Source organism: Tamaricihabitans halophyticus (assembly GCF_004340875.1).
In the GTDB taxonomy this organism is placed as follows: Bacteria; Actinomycetota; Actinomycetes; order Mycobacteriales; family Pseudonocardiaceae; genus Tamaricihabitans; species Tamaricihabitans halophyticus.
Genome location: NZ_SLXQ01000001.1, coordinates 410,783 through 427,876, shown reverse-complemented (window position 1 = coordinate 427,876; position 17,094 = coordinate 410,783). Strand labels below are relative to the sequence as shown.

The following is a 17,094-nucleotide window of genomic DNA, read 5'->3' as shown; positions in this document are numbered from 1 at the left end:
GTGAACCAGCTCGGGCTGCACGCGGCGGTGTGGGTAGGGGATTGGTCGGCGGACTCGGCGCGTAAGGCGATCGAGTCAACCGCACGAGCCGGTTACGATTTGATCGAGATTCCAATACCCGATCCGGCCGCCATCGATACCGCGCGGACCGCGCGTCTGCTCGCGGACAACGGCCTGGCGGCAGGCTGCTCGCTCGGCCTGCGCTGGGACGCGGATATCTCCAGCACCGATCCGGACATCGTGCGTGGCGGCCGGCAACTGCTGGCATCCGCGCTGGACACCACGGTGCGACTGGGTGGTGACTACCTTGGCGGCGTGCTGTTCTCCACGCTCGGCAAGTACCCCGCGCCGCTGACCGAGCTTGGCAGGGCAAACGTGGTCCGTGAGCTCGCCGGACTTGCCGGCGATGCCGCCGATGCCGGCGTCACCATCGGATTGGAAGTTGTCAACAGGTACGAGAGCAACGTGTTGAACACCGCGGAGCAGGCACTCGAGCTGATCGCGGACATCGGAGCGGACAATGTGGTGGTCCACCTGGACAGCTACCACATGAATATCGAGGAAGCTGACTTCGCGACCCCCGTCGCGAGCTGCGGTGATCGGCTTGGCTACGTGCATATCGGGGAAAGTCACCGTGGCTATCTCGGCACCGGGACCATCGATTTCGGACAGTTGTTCGGCGCGCTCGCGGCGCAGGGTTACGGCGGCCCGATCACCTTCGAAAGCTTCTCCTCGGCTGTCGTGCATCCGGAGCTGTCCAACAACCTTGCGGTATGGCGGAACTTGTGGGAGGACAGCGCGGATCTTGCGGCGCATGCCAAGGCTTTCCTTGATCGGCAGCTCGCCGCCGGGTGAGGTTGCCGCGCTCGGCTTGCTTGCCGGTGCTTTGCTGAGCGAAGCACCAAGCCGGGCGAACCGGGAAAGTCGGGAAGGCCCGGCGGACGGTTACTCGTGCTAGGTGTGTGACGCTGGCGTGTTCGGGCAGCGCCGAGAATCGGATTGTTGACAATCCTATTCTCGGCGGCTACGGTTCCGGGCTTACCGAGGTGCGAATGCTTGTGCGCGGCTCGGCTGCCCGCCAGTGTCCGATGCCGGTGGCTCCGCGGTTCGTGGGGATGACCGGCGCTCCAGCTTCGCTGGAGAAATCCCAGCCATAACCGAAAATTCTGCATGGTCCCCGCCGTCGAGTACCAGTTGCCCTGGAGTGGCGAGGCCTATGGGATACGACCGCCATCAGAATAGGGAGAACCGAGGTGCTGGAGAAGCTACACGATAAGCTTGGTCTCCGAACTAACCCAGTAATCTTCTTTGTTTCTGCGGGACTGACCGCACTATTTGTCACCGTAACAATTGCTTTTACCGGACCGATGGACAGCCTGTTTGGCTCTATGTCGGACTGGATCCTGGACAAACTTGGTTGGTTTTACATACTTGGCGTCACCACGTTCCTGATCTTCCTGATCTGGATCGCGGTGAGTAGGTACGGCAATGTTCGACTGGGTGGGGAGAACGAGCGCCCGGAGTTCAGCACGCCGGTGTGGTTCGCGATGTTGTTCGCGGCAGGAATCGGTACCATCCTGATGTTCTGGGGTGTGGCCGAGCCGGTTAGCCACTTCGCGAACCCGCCCATGCAGGATGTTCCACCGGAATCAGTGCCGGCGGCGAACCAGGCGATGAGCTTCACGCTCTACCACTTCGGTCTGCATACCTGGACCATTTTCTGCTTGCCCGCGCTGGCCTTCGCTTACTTCATCTACAAGCGAGGATTGCCGGCCAGGGTCAGCTCGATCTTTCAACCGCTGCTTGGGGACAAGATCTACGGTCCGATCGGCCGGATCATCGACATCACCGCGGTAATCGGCACCATCTTTGGTGTCGCGGTGTCTATCGGCCTTGGCACACTACAGATTAACAGCGGTTTGGCCAGGCTGTTCGGGGTTTCCGAAGGCGCTGTGATGCAGATCTTGATCATCGCTGTTGTTTCGGTGATCGCGCTGATTTCGGTGGCGCTCGGGCTGAGTAAGGGCATCAAGCGCCTGTCCAATGCCAACATCGTGATGGCTATCGGACTGATGGTCTTCGTGCTGGTTACCGGTTCGACGCTGTACCTGACGCGGGGCATCATCGAAACGACCGGTAACTACCTCAGCTCGATCGTGCCGCTTTCGTTCTGGAACGACACCTTCGGCAACACCGGCTGGCAGGGCGGCTGGACGGTGTTCTACTGGGCATGGACGATCACCTGGTCGCCGTTCGTCGGCATTTTCATCGCGCGGATTTCCCGTGGCCGCACGATTCGAGACTTCATCCGCGGCGTGCTGTTCCTGCCTACGGCGTTTAGCATCATCTGGTACGCGATCTTCGGCTACTCGGCGTTCGACATCGAGCGCAACGGATCTGGTGGACTGGTCGACGAGGTTGTCAACAACGGGGATATACCAGGGGCTCTGTTCGCGTTCCTGGAGAACTTCCCGTGGGCGATGGTGATGTCCACTCTGGCGGTGATCCTGGTGGTCATCTTCTTCACCACCTCAATGGATTCGGCCGCGCTTGTCGTGGACATGCTGTGCACTGGCGAAAGCGAGCCAGGGCCGACGAGGCAGCGGGTGTTCTGGGCGATCGCGATCGGCATTGTCGCCGGTACTTTGCTCGCTGCTACCGGACAAGGCGGGCTAGAAGCACTACAACAAGTCATCACCGTTATCGGCTTGCCGTTCTTCGTGATCGCCTTCCTGATGATGTTCAACCTGATTCGGGCGCTGCGGGAGGATACGGCCGAGTTCTTGCCCAACACCAAAACTAACGGTAAGGGCAAGTCGGACAGTGCGGACGGCGATGCGGTGGCCGCGGAACGCGGCGCGAAAGGTGAAACCGCCGCCGTTGATTGAGTAACCAACGTCCAACTGGGCGGGTCACCCACTGGAATCCACTGTGGATATCCAAGGTGGCCCGCCCAGTTGCATGTAGGGTAAATGCGATTTGGCGAGGGCGCATAAAAGATGGCATAAAAAAGCGGCGAGCAGGATCGAGGGGTCACCCTGCTCGCCGCCATACCGGGTGATCCTGTGGTCTGGTACAGGATCACCCGGTACGGAGTGTCACGGCTTCGCGCCTCGTTCGGTTCGCCACTCACCGAAGCGAACCGGAACTGAGAACCGCTTACTCCGTAGCCTTTGTCGTGCTGATTGATAATTGTGCACGCGATTCTCGGCAGTACAGTGTCACTGAATCGATTTCGCGGTGGGCAGGAACCCGCAGCTCAGCTCATATGAGCGGGTCGTTTCGCGGGTGCGACTACGGTCCAACTACGGGAGGCGGGGTACCCCACGTCAGGTCACCAGCATGGTCGCGGTCAGCGAATGCGCGGCGCCGAGTCCGCGCTGGTTCTCCCGCTCATAGCGGAGCAGTTCCGCGGCCAGCGCGCGGGCTGGCTGGCCGGCCAGCGGCGTGTGCGGGTCTCCGGCACCGTCGAGCAGCTCCTGCCAGCCGGTGGCCCATTCACGGAAGAAGGCCAGGATCTCGTCGGGTGCGCCCGACGTGGGGGCGGCGAAGGCGAGTTCGTTGGGGCGGACGGGAGTTTCGCCATCCGCTAGCTTGTTGACCAGGCTACGGAAGGCGGGGATAGCCGGGTTGAACGCGCGGGTGGCGGTATGCCTGCCGAGTAGTACCGAGCGATCGGTGAACTCGAGTTCGCTGAGCCGTACGCCAGTTTCCGCGGCGGCCGTGGTGATGAGTTCGGTGAGTTTCGGCCGATCGAAGAAGGTCATCTGTTCCGTCAGCTGTTCGGCGGTGTCTTCGAAGAACGTCATGGCATAGCGCCACCTGGCCTGCGCCCAGTTCGGCGTCCACTCCACCGAGTAGCGGCCGAGTACGTCCAGCACCACGGCCGCGGTCCGGCCGCTGGCAGCGGTCCGGTCAAAGAGCTCGCGCAGTGCGGCGGCCACCTCATCTTCGGTGAGGTGCGAATAGGGCACCCCGCAGGACAGGTACAGATCGACTGGCACCTCGGGCAGTGGGCCGCGGATGTCGCCGAGGGTGAACTCGGCGCCGGCCGCGCCGTACACCTCGCGGGCGGTTGCCACCATCGCCGGGTTGGCGTCGAGTCCGAGGTAGCTGAGCCGGTAGTTCGCGGTGACCGGAGCAAGGTCGCCGTGCGGCTTGGTGAGTAGGGCGAAGCCGTCGCCGGTGCCGCTGCCCAGATCGAGTACCCGCAAGTCGGCGCCGGTCGGCAGGTTGAGCGCGGCCACCGCCCCCGCGAAGATCTCGTGCGAGACGAGCTCCTCCATGCCGACCTTGACCGGATCGCGGCGGCGTGGGGACAGGTAGTGTGCCGAGGCGGCACCGTAGGTGGACATGGTTCGCGTTCTCCTCGTGCGGGTCGGAAACGCCGCGAACGGCGGCTGTCGGTGTGTAATCCTGGTCATGGACCCGGCGTTCCTGTTGCCAAGCGGTGGACTCGTTCGCCGGTGAACGGGTAAACAGATGATGACCTCGGGCAGTACTGACACAAGTGAGGGGACCCGATGCCGGACTTGACCTTCCGAGGTCGCAAAGTCGTTCGTGATCGCGCGTTGATCATGGCCATCATCAACCGGACGCCCGATTCGTTCTACGACCACGGCGTGACCTTTCAGGAAAACGCCGCGCGGACCGCGATCGACAAGGCCATCGCGGACGGGGCGGACATCATCGATATCGGTGGGGTGCCGGCAAGCCCGGGGCCCGAGGTCACCGTGGCCGAAGAGATCGATCGCGTGGTGCCCACCGTGGAATGGGCGCGGGCATGCTACCCGGACCTGGTGATCAGCGTGGACACCTACCGGCGCGAGGTGGCCGAAGCGGTGTGCGTGGCCGGCGCGGACCTGCTCAATGACAGCTGGCAAACCTACGACCAGGGCATGCTTGAGGTGGCCGCCGAGTTCGGTACCGGCTACGTGTGTTCGCACGCCAACGGGCTGGCGCCGCGGACCGATCCGGTGCGGCCGCGCTACGACGACGTGGTTGCCGAGGTGATCGAGGAGATCAGCACGCTTGCCGAACGCGCCGTGGCGATCGGGGTGCCGCGCGCCGGGATCATGATCGACCCCGCGTTGGACTTCGGCAAGAACACTTGGCACTCGCTCGCGCTGCTGCGTGAGGTGCGGGCGCTGGTGGACACCGGGTGGCCGGTGTTGATGGCGCTGAGCAACAAGAACGTGGTTGGCGAGACGCTCGATGTACCGCTCGAGGAGCGGCTGATTGGCACGCTCGCGGCGACCGCGCTGGCCGCGCAGGCCGGTGCCGCCGGGTTCCGGGTGCACCAGGTACGGGAGAGCAGGGAAACCGTGGAGATGGTGGCCAGTATCCGTGGGGATCGGCCGCCGGCCAAGGTTGTCAGGTACACCGACTGATGCGGCAGATCTGGCCGGCCGAGCGGGCTGGGGACGTCTCCGAGTCCGATTTGCTGCGGCTCTACGGCTTTCCAGCCGATGCCCACCGCTGGCTCGCGGTGAACTTCGTGAGCAGTGCCGATGGCGCGGTCGAGGTGGCTGGCCGGTCCCGGGCACTGACCAACAGTGCGGATCGGAAGGTGTATCCGCTCGGTGCCGCGCTTGCCGACGTGCTGTTGGTGGGTGCGGCAACCGCGGTCGCGGAGCGGTTTGGCGAGGCGGCGCACGCGGACTGGCAGTTGGCGGTGCGGCGCGCGCAGGGGTTGGCCGAGGTGGCCCCGATCGCGGTGGTGACGACCGGCGCCTCGCTGCCGCCCGACGCGCCGGTACTGACTAAGGTGTCGACCCCGACGATCGTGCTCACCTGCGCGGCCGCTTCCGCCGAACGCCGTGCGGCTTGGCAGGCGACGGGGGCGCGGGTGTTGGTGCATGGCACAACGAGCGTCGATCTGCCCAGTGCGCTGAACGAGCTGGCCGAGCTTGGGTTGCGGCGGATCCACTGTGATGGTGGTCCCCGGTTGTTCGGTGCCGCGCTCGCGGCGGGCGTGGTGGACGAGCTGCGGCTGACGATCGCGCCGCTGTTGCTCGCGGGCGCGGCTGGGCGGATCGCCGCCGGTTATGACCTCGACCCGCGCCGGCTGCGGCTTGCTTCCGCGCTTACCGAGGACGACACGCTGCTGCTGCGCTACCTGCTCGACTGACGTCGAGCGCGCTGCGTGACCGCAATCTTTAGGGATCTTGCGGTGATGGTGCGTAACCGCGTTCCTTTGGGTTATCGGGGTTATTGGGGCTCGGCGCGGAGGCGCTGTTCGAGGGCGGCGAGTTCAGCGCCGGGCGTGGACTCCTTGCCGCGCGCGAACTCCGCGGCGAACGCCGGCGGACCGAGTGCGGCGCTCGCGGCCTGCTCGATCCGCCGCACATCCCCGCGTTCGGCCGGTGGCAGCGGCGCGTTCACCGATTGGCGCAGCCCGTCGGCCACCCCGAGCAGCATCGCGGATTCCGCCCGCGCGCCGGCGAGCGCCCGCGCGCCGGCAATACCCTCCCAGGCGAGCGCGATCGCCCGTGGATCGCCTGTTTCCCGCGCCGCCGTCAGGCCATCCAGATGTGTGCGGAGCGCCTGCTCGGCTTCGCCGCGCTGCTCCGCGATGAAGCCGAGCTCGGCGAGGATCAGCGCGACGCCCGCGGCGACCCGGCGATCGGTGTTCCAGCCAAGCCACGGCCGGAAATGCTGCTCGGCCTCGTCCAGCCGGCCCGCCCTGCGCGCGCCGAGTCCGAGACCGAGCTGGGCGAGCTGTTGGCCGAGCTTGTCGGACTGCTCGGTGGCCAGCTGCCAGGCACGACCGTGCAGCTCATCGGCACTGGCAAGATCACCGCGCAGCAGCGCGAGCCGACCGAGGCCGGAAATCTGGTAGGAGACCTCGGGCCACAGCTCGAACTCCTCGGCGATCCGCCTGGCGTGCTCGTGCAGCCGCGCGGATTCCGCGTAGTCCCCGGCGATCTCGGCAAGTGAGCTCAGCACCGGGATCGCCTGCAGCTGTGCCCAGCGATCCCCGATTTCCCGCAGCAGAGCCATACTGTGCTCCGCATCGCGCTTCGCGGCGACCAGATCACCCCGGTTCAGCGCGTTCCACGCCATGGTGGCCAGTCCGAGCGCGATACCCCAGTCGTCGTCCAGCTCGCGGAAGGCGGCAAGGCTTTCGGCGGCGAGCTCGTCGGTTTCGGCCGGATCGGTGAACCCCACCGAACCGAGGAACCACTGGGCAAGCGCGCGCCGCGCCGGATCGGCCAGCTCGCGGTAATCGGTGGGCAGCTCGAGCGGATGCTCGCCGAGCAGCAGTGCGAAGTTCGCCCGCCATACCCGCGCCCACCTGCGCACCTGCGGATCGGCCTCACCGGAGAGCCCGAGCGCCTCGCCGAGCGCGCGATACGCCTCGCCGAACCGTCCGCGCAGGTACCAGTACCAGCACAACGCACAGGCCAGCCGCAATGCCAGATCGGCGGCGCCCCGGTGTAGCGCTCCGGAAAGCGCGCCGCGCAGGTTGCCGGTGTCCGCATCCAGCCGGCGTAGCCAGGTGTGCTGCGCCGCACCGCGTAGCCGGCAGTCCGCGTACTCGGCGAGCGCCAGGTAGTACTGGTCGTGCCGGTCTAGCACCACATCGGCTTCAGCGGCGCCGCGCAACTGCTCCGCGCCATAGACCGCGACGGATTCGAGCAACCGGTACCGGACGCCGTCCGCCGCCTGCTGCGCCGTCACCAGCGAGCGATCCACCAGCCGACCGAGTAGTTCGAGCACATCCCCTGCTGGCAGCTGCTCGTCCGCGCAGACCGCCTCGGCAGCGGCAAGGGTGCAGCCATCGGTATGCGCGGCCAGCCGGCGCAGCACGGTTTGCTCCGGCTGGCTCAGCAGTTCCCAACTCCAGTCGAGCATCGCGCGCAGCGTCTGCTGCCTGGCCGGCGCGTCCCGATGGCCCGCGGTGAGCAACCGGAACCGGTCCCGCAGCCGGGTAGCCAGGTCTTGCACGCTCAGCACGCGCAACCGGGTGGCGGCGAGTTCCAGCGCGAGCGGGATACCGTCCAGCTGCCGGCAGATCGCCGCGACGTCGGCCGCGTTGGCCGCGGTGAGCTGCCAACCGGGCGTGCTGGCTTCGGCGAGCGCGCGGAACAGCTGAACCGCGCTGGATTCACCGAACGCGGCCGGGCCGGTGGCTGGCGTCGCGCTGTCCGGAAGGTCGAGCGGGGGAACCGGAAACAGGTGCTCGCCGCGCACCGCGAGGGCTTGCTGGCTGGTCGCGAGTACCCGCAGCTCGGGGCCGGCGCGCAGCAGCTCGGTGACCAGCTCAGCGACCTGCTCGACCAGATGCTCGCAGTTGTCCAGCAGCACGAGCAGCCGCCGCGAGCTCAACCCGTCGATCAGCCGTTCGCGCAGCGTCACCCCGGTCTGGCCTTCGCGGATCCCCAGCACCCCTGCGAGGTGGTCCACCAGTGCCGCCGCTGCCTTCGCCGATTCGCCTGCGGTCCGGTCGAGCGCGCCGAGCTCGACGAACACGACTCCTTCCCAATCCGGGCCTTCCCAGTCCGGTGCGTCCGGTTGTCGGGCCGCCTCGATGGCCAGACGAGTCTTGCCGACTCCGCCCGGCCCGGTAAGCGTCACCAGACGCTCCTTGCCGAGCAGCGCGCCAAGGTCGGCAAGCGCTTGCGCCCGGCCGATCAGTTCCCCAGCGGGGATCGGCAGGTTGTCCCGCTGTTCCCTGCGCGATGGCCGGGAGCTGGGTGCCTGCCGGTCGGCAGCGCCCAGGTTCGGGTCCTGGCGCAGGATCGCGCCGTGCAGCTCGGTGATCTCCGGGCCGGGGTCAAGACCGAGCTCCTCGCGCAGCTGGGTGCGCAGCCGCGCGTAGCTGGCCAGCGCTTCGCTTTGCCGGCCCGCCTGGTAGAGGGCGCGTAGTTGCGCCGCGCGCAGCCGTTCCCGTAACGGGTGCGCGGTCACCAGCTCGGTCAGCTCGCCACTGAGCTCACCCGCCGCGGAGACGTCCATGGCGAGCAGGGCGAACGCGCGGTCCTCGACGGCGGCCAGCCGCTGCTCGGTGAGTTTGGTGATGGTGGCTCGGGTGAACTCCGCATCGGCGAACTCGGCGAAGGCCGGGCCGCGCCATAGCCCGAGCGCTTCGTCCAACAGCCGTACCCGCTCGGCCACCTCGGCTGACTCTCGTGCCCGCCCGGCCAGTTCCCGGAACTCGATCGCGTCCACCGTGGTCCGGTCGATCCGCAGCAGGTAACCGGGCGCGTGGTACTCGACCAGCTCCCTCGCTCCTGGCTGGGCGGTGTCCAACGCCCCGCGTAGCTGGGACACCTTGGCTCGCAGCGCACCGACCGGTTTGCCGGGCGGGCGGGTTCCCCAGAGGTCGTCGATCAGCCGGTCGGTGGACACCGGTTCGCCCTCGGCCACCAGCAGCGCGGCCAGCAGCGCGCGCACCTTCGCCTCGGGCACCCGAACCTGCTTGCCTGTCGTGCCGCACACCCGCAGCGGGCCGAGTACCTCGAAGCGCATGCCGTCACGGTAGCCGTAAACGCATCCGAATCGATCCGTAAACCCGGTCCCGCATGGTTCCAGTTACGGCGGCCGCATCTGGGCGGCGCCGACAACGAGAGGCGGATCGAGATGTCGACAGGACAAGCTAGCCAGGTCACCGTACTTGGCCTCGGTGCTATCGGTGCGGCCGTCAGCAGGGTGCTGCTGGCCAACGGGTACCGCACGGCGGTGTGGAACCGCTCGGCGGACAAGGCCACGGCGCTGGTCGAACACGGCGCGCGGCCGGCGGCGAGCGCGGCGGACGCGGTGGCGACAAGCGAGCTGGTAATCCTCGCGGTGACCGACTATGCCGCGGCGCGCGCGGTGCTCGAGCAGGTGGGTGCCGCGCTGACCGGCAAGGTTCTGGTGAACCTGACGACCGGCACTCCCGAAGGTGCGCGCCGGATTCAGCGGATGGCGCGGGAGCGCGGCGCCGACTATCTCGATGGCTGCGTGCAGGGCGGTGCCGACCAGGTGGGTACCGCCGAGGCCACGCTGCTCTACAGCGGCAGCCTTGCCGCCTACGAGGCACACGCGGCTACCTTGCACACACTGTCCACATCGAGCACATTCCTCGGCGAATCGGTTGGCACGGCCAATCTCTACGACCTGGCCATCCTCAACCTCTGGTACGAGTCGCAGTCGGCCTTCCTGCACATGCTTGCCACCTTCCAGGACGAGGGCGAGCCGGTTAAGGCTTTCGTGCCCTACGCGGAGTGGATTCTGGAGGCGACCAGAGCCGGGTTCGCGGATACCGCGACGCAGGTCGCCGAGTCCAGCTACCCGGTGGAAGTGGGCGGTCTCGCCGAACACGCTCGGGTGCTCGGCGACCTGGTGGAAATGCGCGAGAAGAGCGGGGTTGCCGTGGCACCGGTCGCGCATCTCGCGGGCCTCGTTCGGCAGCGGCTCGATTCCGGTGCCGATCGGCAGGACCTGACCAGCGTCATCGCCGCGATCCGGCGCTGACCGGCGGAGAACAACTCCTGTTTGGACATACGAAGATCACGAGTTAAGGGGAGAGGCAATGACGACCGCGGATACCGAGGCACCGGAGCGCGCGGGCCCACGTGAATGGATCGGACTGGCGATCCTGGCGCTGCCGCTGTTCGTGCTCTCGCTCGATGTGAGCGTGCTGTTCCTTGCCGCGCCACACCTCGGCGCGGACCTGCAACCGAGCAGCACCGAATCGCTCTGGATCATGAATTCCTACGGATTCCTGATCGCGGGCTTCCTCATCACCATGGGGACACTCGGTGACCGAATCGGACGGCGCAAGCTGTTGCTGATCGGCGGTGCGGCTTTCGCGGTTGCCTCGGTCCTTGCCGCGTTCGCGCCGACAGCGGGACTGCTGATCGCGGCGCGGGCACTGCTCGGCGTTGCCGGCGCCACCCTGATGCCGTCCACTCTGGCGTTGATCAGCAATATCTTCCGTGACCCCGCACAGCGTTCCTTCGCCATCGCGATCTGGATGACCACGATGTCCGCGGGTATCGCGATCGGACCGATGATCGGTGGGTTGCTGCTCGAGCACTTCTGGTGGGGATCGGTGTTCCTGCTCGCGGTGCCGGTGATGCTCCTGCTGCTGGTCCTCGGGCCGGTGTTCCTGCCGGAGTACCGGGACCCGGACGCCGGCCGGCTGGACGTGTTCAGCGTGGCGTTGTCGTTGGGCACGATCCTGCCGGTGGTCTACGGAGCCAAGGAGATCGCGAAGGCAGGGGTGACCTTCGGCGCGGTGCTCGCGGTGCTGCTTGGCCTGCTGATCGGTTTCCTGTTCGTTCGCCGGCAGCGCCGGTTGCCCAACCCGCTGCTTGACCTGCGGCTGTTCCGCAGTGTGGCGTTCAGCGCGGGGCTTGGGTTGCTGCTGATCGGGATTCTGGCGATCAACGGGATCGAGTACCTCGCGCCGCAGTTCCTCCAGCTGGTGGAACAGCTCAGCCCGCTACAGGCCGGTCTGTGGACGATCCCGATCGCGCTGTCCAGCGTGCTCAGCTCGCTGCTCGCCCCCTGGGTCGCGCGCCGGGTGCGCCCGGCCGTGGTGATCGCGACCGGGGCGGTGATCGCGATCGGCGGGTTCCTCATCGTCGTGCGGTTGGCCAGCGATTCGGGGGCGCCGGTACTGGTGCTTGGCGTGTCCATCGCGGTGTTCGGGCTCAGCCCACTGACGGTGCTGACAACCGACCTGGTGGTTGGCTCCGCGCCGAGGGAGAAGGCCGGCTCGGCGGGCGCGCTGGTGGAGACCAGCGGGGAACTCGGCGTGGCACTGGGTATCGCCACCATGGGCAGCGTGGTCACCGCGATGTACCGGGGCACGATGAGCGATTCGATCCCGGAAGGGGTGCCCACGGCCGAAGCCGAACAGAGCGTCGACACCCTGTACGGCGCCTCGGCCGTGGCCGGTGAGTTGCCGGACGAGCTGGGTGGTGTGCTGCTTGGCAGGGCGCATGACGCGTTCACCGATGGGTTGAACCTCGTGGGTCTCCTCGGCGCCGGGTTGTTGGTCGGGGTAGTCGTACTGGTGCTGGTGACGTTGCGGCACGTGCGTCCGTCCAGGGCCGCCGCCGAGGAAGGCGCGCGGGCCGAAGACGAGGTTACGCTTGATCAGTGAGCAATACCGAAGATGCCCCGGGTGAGCGGACCGTATGCTATGGCCCCCTGGTATCGCCCGCCGAGGACGAACTGCTCTGGCCGAGGCAGGTGCCACTCGGCGGTCCCCGCGGCATGCTGGTCCGCCGCGTACTGCCGAACCGCTACCGCCGGATGGTCGGGCCGTGGTGCTTCGTGGATTCCTACGGGCCGGCCGATATCGCCGACGCGCCCGGTATGCAGGTGCCACCGCATCCGCATACCGGGTTGCAGACGGTGAGCTGGCTGCTGGACGGCGAGGTACTGCATCGCGACAGCCTCGGCAGCGATCAGTTGATCCGGCCAGGCGAGCTGAACCTGATGACCGCGGGCAACGGCATCGCGCATTCCGAGGAGTCGCCCGCACCGGCGCGGCGACATCGGTCCGTGTTGCATGGCATTCAGCTCTGGGTGGCGCTGCCGGCCGCGGATCGGCACGGTGCGGCCGGCTTCGAACATCACGCCGAGCTGCCCACACTGTCTACTGCGGACGCGAACGTCACGGTGATCATGGGCGAACTCGCTGGCCTGGCTTCGCCGGCCACCGCGTACTCCCCGCTGGTTGCCGCTGAGGTCGCACTACCGGACGGTGGCGAGCTGCGCCAACCGGTTGACGCCGAGTTCGAACATGCCGTGCTCAAGCTTTCCGGCAGGCTACGGGTTGACGGGAACAAGCTTGCCGATGGTTCGATGCTCTATCTGGCGCCTGGCCGTACCGAGGTGCGGATCGATTCGAATGGCCCTGGGCGGGCCTTGCTGCTTGGCGGGCGCCCGTTCACCGAGAAACTGGTGATGTGGTGGAACTTCGTGGGCCGTAGCCACGAGGAGATCGTGCAGGCGCGGGTGGATTGGGAACACGAGCGCGCCGGTGCGACCGACAGCAGGTTCGGCGTGGTGCACGGCTATGCCGGCGCGGCACTGCCGGCGCCCGAACTGCCTCAGGTGACGCTGCGCCCGCGCGGCCGGTCAACGCACTGAGCCGGAGCTTGTCGTACTGCGGAACGTGCTGCGGTAGGCGCTTGGCGAAACGCCCAGTGTCGCGCGCAGATGTTGGCGTAGCGATACCGCCGTACCGAAGCCGACATCTTCGGCGATCCGGTCGATGGGCAGATCGGTTTGTTCGAGCAGTTGCCGGGCTCGTTCGATCCGTTGCTGGGTCAGCCACTGGATCGGCGAGATGCCGACCTCATCGCGGAACCGCCGGGTGAAGGTGCGCACGCTCATCGACTCGCGCGCGGCGAGTTCGGTCAGGCTGAGCGTGCGTCCCAGCTGCGTGAGCGCCCATTCCCTGGCCCTGCCGGTCGACGATTCCCTGATGCCGCGCACCGGATGCGCGATGTACTGGGCCTGCCCGCCGGCCCGATGCGCCGGTACCACGACGCGCTTAGCCAGCTCATTGGCCACAGTCGCGCCGAAATCCCGGCGGATCATGTGCAGGCACAGGTCGATACCGGCCGCTTCCCCCGCTGAGGTGAGTACGTTCCCGCCGTCGGTGTAGAGCACATCGGGATCGAGCCGGACGTTCGGGTACAGCCGCCGGAACTGTTCGGCGGACAGCCAGTGGGTGGTCGCGGTGTGCCCGTCGAGCAGGCCAGCGGCGGCAAGTACGAAAGCCCCGGTACAGATCGACGCGATCCTGGTGCCCGGCCGGATCCGGTCGAACGCCATGCGTAGCTCCCGGTCCAGCGTGCCGCCGAGCTCGGGTGGCCCTTCCTCATGGGTCGCCGGGATCAGCACGGTGTCCGCCTCGTCGAATGCCTGCCTGCCGTGCGCCACGGTGACCGGGAAGTCCGCGTCGGTGCGAACCTGCTGGCCGGCCTGGTGCGCGCAGGTCACCACCTCGTACAGCAGGGCTCCTGAGTCGTCCCGTGCCCCGCCGAAGAGCTGGTGCGCGATGCCCAGTTCCAGTGGGACCACGCCGTGCCGCAGGTACACCGCCACCCGGTGCCGCCCGGGGTGCCGCCAGATGGTCATGGCCTGATTCTTTCATATGATGTCTATCCAGCCACTGTTGTCGCTGGTCGGTGCTCGGCACGATGAAGGTATGCAGACACTATGGATCAGCGCCCATCCAGAACCCCGATCGTTGAACGGATCACTGCGCACGGCGGGAATCCGGGCACTCGACGAACTCGGCTACCCGTACCAGCAGTCCGATCTGTACGCGATGGGTTGGGACCCAACGGTTCGCGCGACGGACTACGGGGCGGAGGGATCACGCCTGGACGTATCGAACGCGTCCAAACGGGCCTACCTCGCGGATACCCTGCATGCGGATATTCGCGCCGAACAAGCGAAACTCGACTGGGCCGAGCTGGTGGTGGTGCAGTTCCCGCTGTGGTGGTACGGCATGCCGGCGATCCTCAAAGGATGGTTCGACCGGGTGTTCGTCAAGGGATATGCCTACGGGGTACGGGATCCGGAGACCGGCGCGGTGTTGCGCTATGGCACGGGCGGGCTCGCGGGTAAGCGTGCGCTGGCCGTGGTAACGATCGGTGCGCCAGCGGAAGCGCTTGGTCCGAGGGGAATTCACGGCGAACCCGAGGAGGTGCTGTTCCCGTTGCTGCACGGTACGTTCTGGTACACCGGGATGACGCCGCTGTGCCCGATGGTTGTCCCGAACGCGAACCGAGTGTCCGAATCGGACTTCGCGATACACGCGAAGACGTTGCGGGAGCGGTTGCGCACCGCTGCGCTGGACGAGCCGATCGGCTACCGCAGCGCGGCTGGCGGTGATTACGACGAGAACCTGGTGCTCCGGCCCGGTATCGCGGCCGGCGAACGCGGCCTGGTCCTGCACCGTTCATAACCCTTTCAGCCGCTAACCTTGACGAACGCGGTGAATGGGATTGGAGCACGGTGGGACGTTACCCGGAAATCGAGCCGTACGAATCGGGCTTGCTCGACGTCGGTGCTGGCACTCAGGTGTACTGGGAAACCTGCGGGAACCCGGATGGCAAGCCGGTGCTCGTGGTGCACGGCGGACCGGGTTCTGGCTGCTCGGCCGGCCAGCGGCGGTTCTTCGACCCGAGCGCCTACCGGATCGTGCTTTTCGATCAGCGTGGCTGCGGGCGCAGTACACCGCATGCCAGCGATCCAGCGGTGGACCTGACGAACAACAACACCGAGGCGCTAGTCGGGGATATGGAACGGCTCAGGGAACTACTCGGTATTACGCGCTGGATGCTTTTCGGTGGCTCCTGGGGTTCGGTGCTGTCCCTGGTCTACGCCGAGCGGCACCCGGAGCGAGTTACCGAGATTGTGCTGATGGGGCTGGCAACCGGGCGGCGGGTGGAGACCGACGTGCTCACCAGGGGCGCGCGCGAGCTGTTCCCGGAAGCCTGGGCACGGTTCGCGGCCGGCGTCCCGGAGGCCGACCGCGAAGGCGATCTCGCTGATGCCTACGCCCGGCTGCTCGCCGATCCGGACCCTGCTGTCCAGGAACGCGCGGCAGTGGACTGGTGCCTGTGGGAGGACGCGATCAGCCCTGCCTCGCTCGGCCCGAACCCCGCCTTCGCCGATCCCGTCTTCCGGATGGCATTCGCCAGGCTCGTCACGCATTACTGGCGGCATGGCTCCTGGTTGGCCGAAGGGGCGGTACTGCGCGATGCGGGCAAACTGGCCGGGATCCCCGGCGTACTGGTGCAGGGTTCGGTCGACCTGGCCAATCTGGTTGGCACGCCGTGGTTGCTCGCTTCGGCATGGCCGGGCAGCGAGCTGCGGCTGATCGATGACGCGGGGCACACCAGCTCGCATCCGGCGATGGAGACCGCGCTTATCGAGGCTACCGACCGGTTTCGCGGTGCCTAACGGGCCTCGGTTTCGCCGGGCCAACTCGCCGAGTCCGTGCTCGCCGGGTCGGAATCCATCGCGACCCGCACGCTTCGCGGGTGTTTGGCAAGCGCCTCCTGGCCCTCGGTGAAGCGCTGATCGATGAGTTCGTGCGCCTCCTGCTCGACCTGGTCCAGCCAGTCGGCATGTTCCCGCGACTCCGTGTTCGCGGTGTTCTCCGGTTCTTCGGTTGACGTCGAATCGGTCATATCGCCCGCCTTTCGCGACCCCATGGCGGGGTTGTACGCGTGTATGCGGGCCGTCGGACTCCACGCTGTCCGGCGGCCCGCCGCCTCCCCGTATGCAATGTTCTGGATGCCGCTCAACTAGCGGTGACGTCAGTGTACCAGATAAGCTAGCCTATTGTGTTCTAGAACACAATAACCACGCTAATCCGAGCTTGGCTGTACCGGCAGTGGCCGCCGTGGGTCCAGCACTACGCCGTAACCGCGCAGCACGTGGTCCACCATGGTCCAGATCCAATCGGAAAGCAGTGCGGCCAGTTCCGCCTGGCTCAACTTGCCCGGTTCGCACAGCCAGCGCTCGGTCGCCGATTCGACAAGGCCGACCACGCTGAAGGCGGCGAGGTCGGAAACCGGGACATCCAGCTGCAACTCGCGCAGGTAGCCGTCGATCAGGTTGCGTACCCGGACCGCGATGCTGGCGCGAATATCCGCGACGACTGGTCGGTCGGTTTCTCCACTTGGCACCGCATGCTGGGTGACGTAGCGGTAGATATGGATGTGCTTGGCGATCCAGTCCACCAGCGTGCGCACCGCGCGGTGAATCGTGTTCGCCGGCGACTCGGCCGGCAGCCGTAGTAGCGGATCGAGTTCGGCGATGATCAGCTCGCCCGCGCGCTGCCCGATCGCCGCACGCAGATCCGCGGCATCGGCGAAGTGCCGGTACACCCTGGACCTGGCCAGCCCGGCGTGCGCGGCGATCTGCTCAGTGGACACACCGGGGCCGTGCTGCGTGATGGCGTCCATGGCCGCGTCGATGAACTGTGCCCTGCGCTTGGCGCGTTGTCCCGACCAGCGCGTCGTGCGGCCATCGGCTGACCTGACTGGATCGTCGCGGTTGGGCACAACGAACAGCCTAGTGCGCTGAGTTGATCCTGGCGTAACCGCAACTTCGCGGAGAGAT

At 66.8% G+C, this 17,094-nt stretch carries 14 protein-coding genes; 9 read left to right on the top strand and 5 right to left on the bottom strand.

Annotation, left to right across the window (positions count from 1 at the left end; genetic code table 11):
- On the top strand, positions 1 to 855 hold the full coding sequence (locus EV191_RS01985) for a sugar phosphate isomerase/epimerase family protein (RefSeq protein ID WP_132875053.1): 855 nt from the start codon (positions 1 to 3) through the stop codon (positions 853 to 855).
- 398 nt (positions 856 to 1,253) lie between these two features.
- The gene (locus EV191_RS01980; RefSeq protein ID WP_132875052.1) at positions 1,254 to 2,888 is read left to right on the top strand and encodes a BCCT family transporter; all 1,635 of its coding nucleotides are present in this window, start codon (positions 1,254 to 1,256) and stop codon (positions 2,886 to 2,888) included.
- A 441-nt stretch (positions 2,889 to 3,329) separates the two neighbouring features.
- On the opposite strand, the gene EV191_RS01975 is transcribed toward EV191_RS01980, so the two are convergent.
- A complete protein-coding gene (locus EV191_RS01975; RefSeq protein WP_165912782.1) occupies positions 3,330 to 4,355 on the bottom strand; it encodes a class I SAM-dependent methyltransferase in 1,026 nt (341 codons plus the stop codon).
- Positions 4,356 to 4,523: 168 nt separating this feature from the next.
- Between EV191_RS01975 and folP the strand changes: the two genes are divergently transcribed.
- Both folP and EV191_RS01965 read left to right on the top strand, forming a co-directional pair.
- Positions 4,524 to 5,390, top strand: a complete 867-nt coding sequence (folP, locus tag EV191_RS01970) for a dihydropteroate synthase (protein WP_132875050.1) — start codon at positions 4,524 to 4,526, stop codon at positions 5,388 to 5,390.
- Positions 5,390 to 6,130: a dihydrofolate reductase family protein gene (locus tag EV191_RS01965; protein WP_132875049.1), complete on the top strand. Its 741-nt coding sequence runs from the start codon at positions 5,390 to 5,392 to the stop codon at positions 6,128 to 6,130. The genes folP and EV191_RS01965 overlap by 1 nt, the downstream gene beginning before the upstream one ends.
- A gap of 80 nt (positions 6,131 to 6,210) precedes the next feature.
- Here the strand turns inward: EV191_RS01965 and EV191_RS01960 are convergent, their stop codons facing one another.
- Positions 6,211 to 9,474: an ATP-binding protein gene (locus EV191_RS01960; protein WP_132875048.1), complete on the bottom strand. Its 3,264-nt coding sequence runs from the start codon at positions 9,472 to 9,474 to the stop codon at positions 6,211 to 6,213.
- Here EV191_RS01960 and EV191_RS01955 point away from each other — a divergent pair.
- From EV191_RS01955 to EV191_RS01945, 3 genes are read left to right on the top strand one after another with little or no spacing between them, the layout of a single operon-like run.
- The gene (locus tag EV191_RS01955) at positions 9,421 to 10,461 is read left to right on the top strand and encodes an NAD(P)-dependent oxidoreductase (RefSeq protein ID WP_341539595.1); all 1,041 of its coding nucleotides are present in this window, start codon (positions 9,421 to 9,423) and stop codon (positions 10,459 to 10,461) included. The genes EV191_RS01960 and EV191_RS01955 overlap by 54 nt on opposite strands.
- A gap of 58 nt (positions 10,462 to 10,519) precedes the next feature.
- Entirely contained in the window at positions 10,520 to 12,100 is a 1,581-nt protein-coding gene (locus EV191_RS01950) for an MFS transporter (RefSeq protein WP_132875046.1), read from the top strand.
- Positions 12,097 to 13,095, top strand: a complete 999-nt coding sequence (locus EV191_RS01945) for a pirin family protein (RefSeq protein WP_207894369.1) — start codon at positions 12,097 to 12,099, stop codon at positions 13,093 to 13,095. Before EV191_RS01950 ends, EV191_RS01945 begins: the two co-directional genes overlap by 4 nt.
- Here the strand turns inward: EV191_RS01945 and EV191_RS01940 are convergent.
- Complete coding sequence (locus EV191_RS01940; RefSeq protein WP_132875045.1) at positions 13,084 to 14,091, bottom strand: GlxA family transcriptional regulator; 1,008 nt, start codon at positions 14,089 to 14,091, stop codon at positions 13,084 to 13,086. The genes EV191_RS01945 and EV191_RS01940 overlap by 12 nt on opposite strands.
- A gap of 70 nt (positions 14,092 to 14,161) precedes the next feature.
- On the opposite strand from EV191_RS01940, the gene EV191_RS01935 reads away from it, so the two are divergent.
- Entirely contained in the window at positions 14,162 to 14,926 is a 765-nt protein-coding gene (locus EV191_RS01935) for an NAD(P)H-dependent oxidoreductase (protein WP_132875044.1), read from the top strand.
- Positions 14,927 to 14,976: 50 nt separating this feature from the next.
- Positions 14,977 to 15,927: a prolyl aminopeptidase gene (gene pip / locus EV191_RS01930; RefSeq protein ID WP_132875043.1), complete on the top strand. Its 951-nt coding sequence runs from the start codon at positions 14,977 to 14,979 to the stop codon at positions 15,925 to 15,927.
- Here pip and EV191_RS01925 read toward each other — a convergent pair.
- Together EV191_RS01925 and EV191_RS01920 are read right to left on the bottom strand one after the other, a co-directional pair.
- Positions 15,924 to 16,157 (bottom strand): hypothetical protein, encoded by a 234-nt coding sequence (locus tag EV191_RS01925; protein WP_132875042.1) that lies wholly within the window; start codon positions 16,155 to 16,157, stop codon positions 15,924 to 15,926. The two genes, pip and EV191_RS01925, sit on opposite strands and share 4 nt — an antisense overlap.
- A 180-nt stretch (positions 16,158 to 16,337) precedes the next feature.
- The gene (locus tag EV191_RS01920; protein WP_243658701.1) at positions 16,338 to 17,036 is read right to left on the bottom strand and encodes a TetR/AcrR family transcriptional regulator; all 699 of its coding nucleotides are present in this window, start codon (positions 17,034 to 17,036) and stop codon (positions 16,338 to 16,340) included.
- Between the last annotated feature and the right edge of the window lie 58 nt (positions 17,037 to 17,094).

What these genes read in the sequence shown, in the direction of transcription:
- EV191_RS01975 (WP_165912782.1), bottom strand. Translation starts at nt 4,355, where the DNA reads ATGTCCACCTACGGTGCCGCCTCGGCACACTACCTGTCCCCACGCCGC.
- folP (WP_132875050.1), top strand. Translation starts at nt 4,524, where the DNA reads ATGCCGGACTTGACCTTCCGAGGTCGCAAAGTCGTTCGTGATCGCGCG.
- EV191_RS01965 (WP_132875049.1), top strand. Translation starts at nt 5,390, where the DNA reads ATGCGGCAGATCTGGCCGGCCGAGCGGGCTGGGGACGTCTCCGAGTCC.
- EV191_RS01960 (WP_132875048.1), bottom strand. Translation starts at nt 9,474, where the DNA reads ATGCGCTTCGAGGTACTCGGCCCGCTGCGGGTGTGCGGCACGACAGGC.
- EV191_RS01950 (WP_132875046.1), top strand. Translation starts at nt 10,520, where the DNA reads ATGACGACCGCGGATACCGAGGCACCGGAGCGCGCGGGCCCACGTGAA.
- EV191_RS01940 (WP_132875045.1), bottom strand. Translation starts at nt 14,091, where the DNA reads ATGACCATCTGGCGGCACCCCGGGCGGCACCGGGTGGCGGTGTACCTG.
- EV191_RS01935 (WP_132875044.1), top strand. Translation starts at nt 14,162, where the DNA reads ATGCAGACACTATGGATCAGCGCCCATCCAGAACCCCGATCGTTGAAC.
- EV191_RS01925 (WP_132875042.1), bottom strand. Translation starts at nt 16,157, where the DNA reads ATGACCGATTCGACGTCAACCGAAGAACCGGAGAACACCGCGAACACG.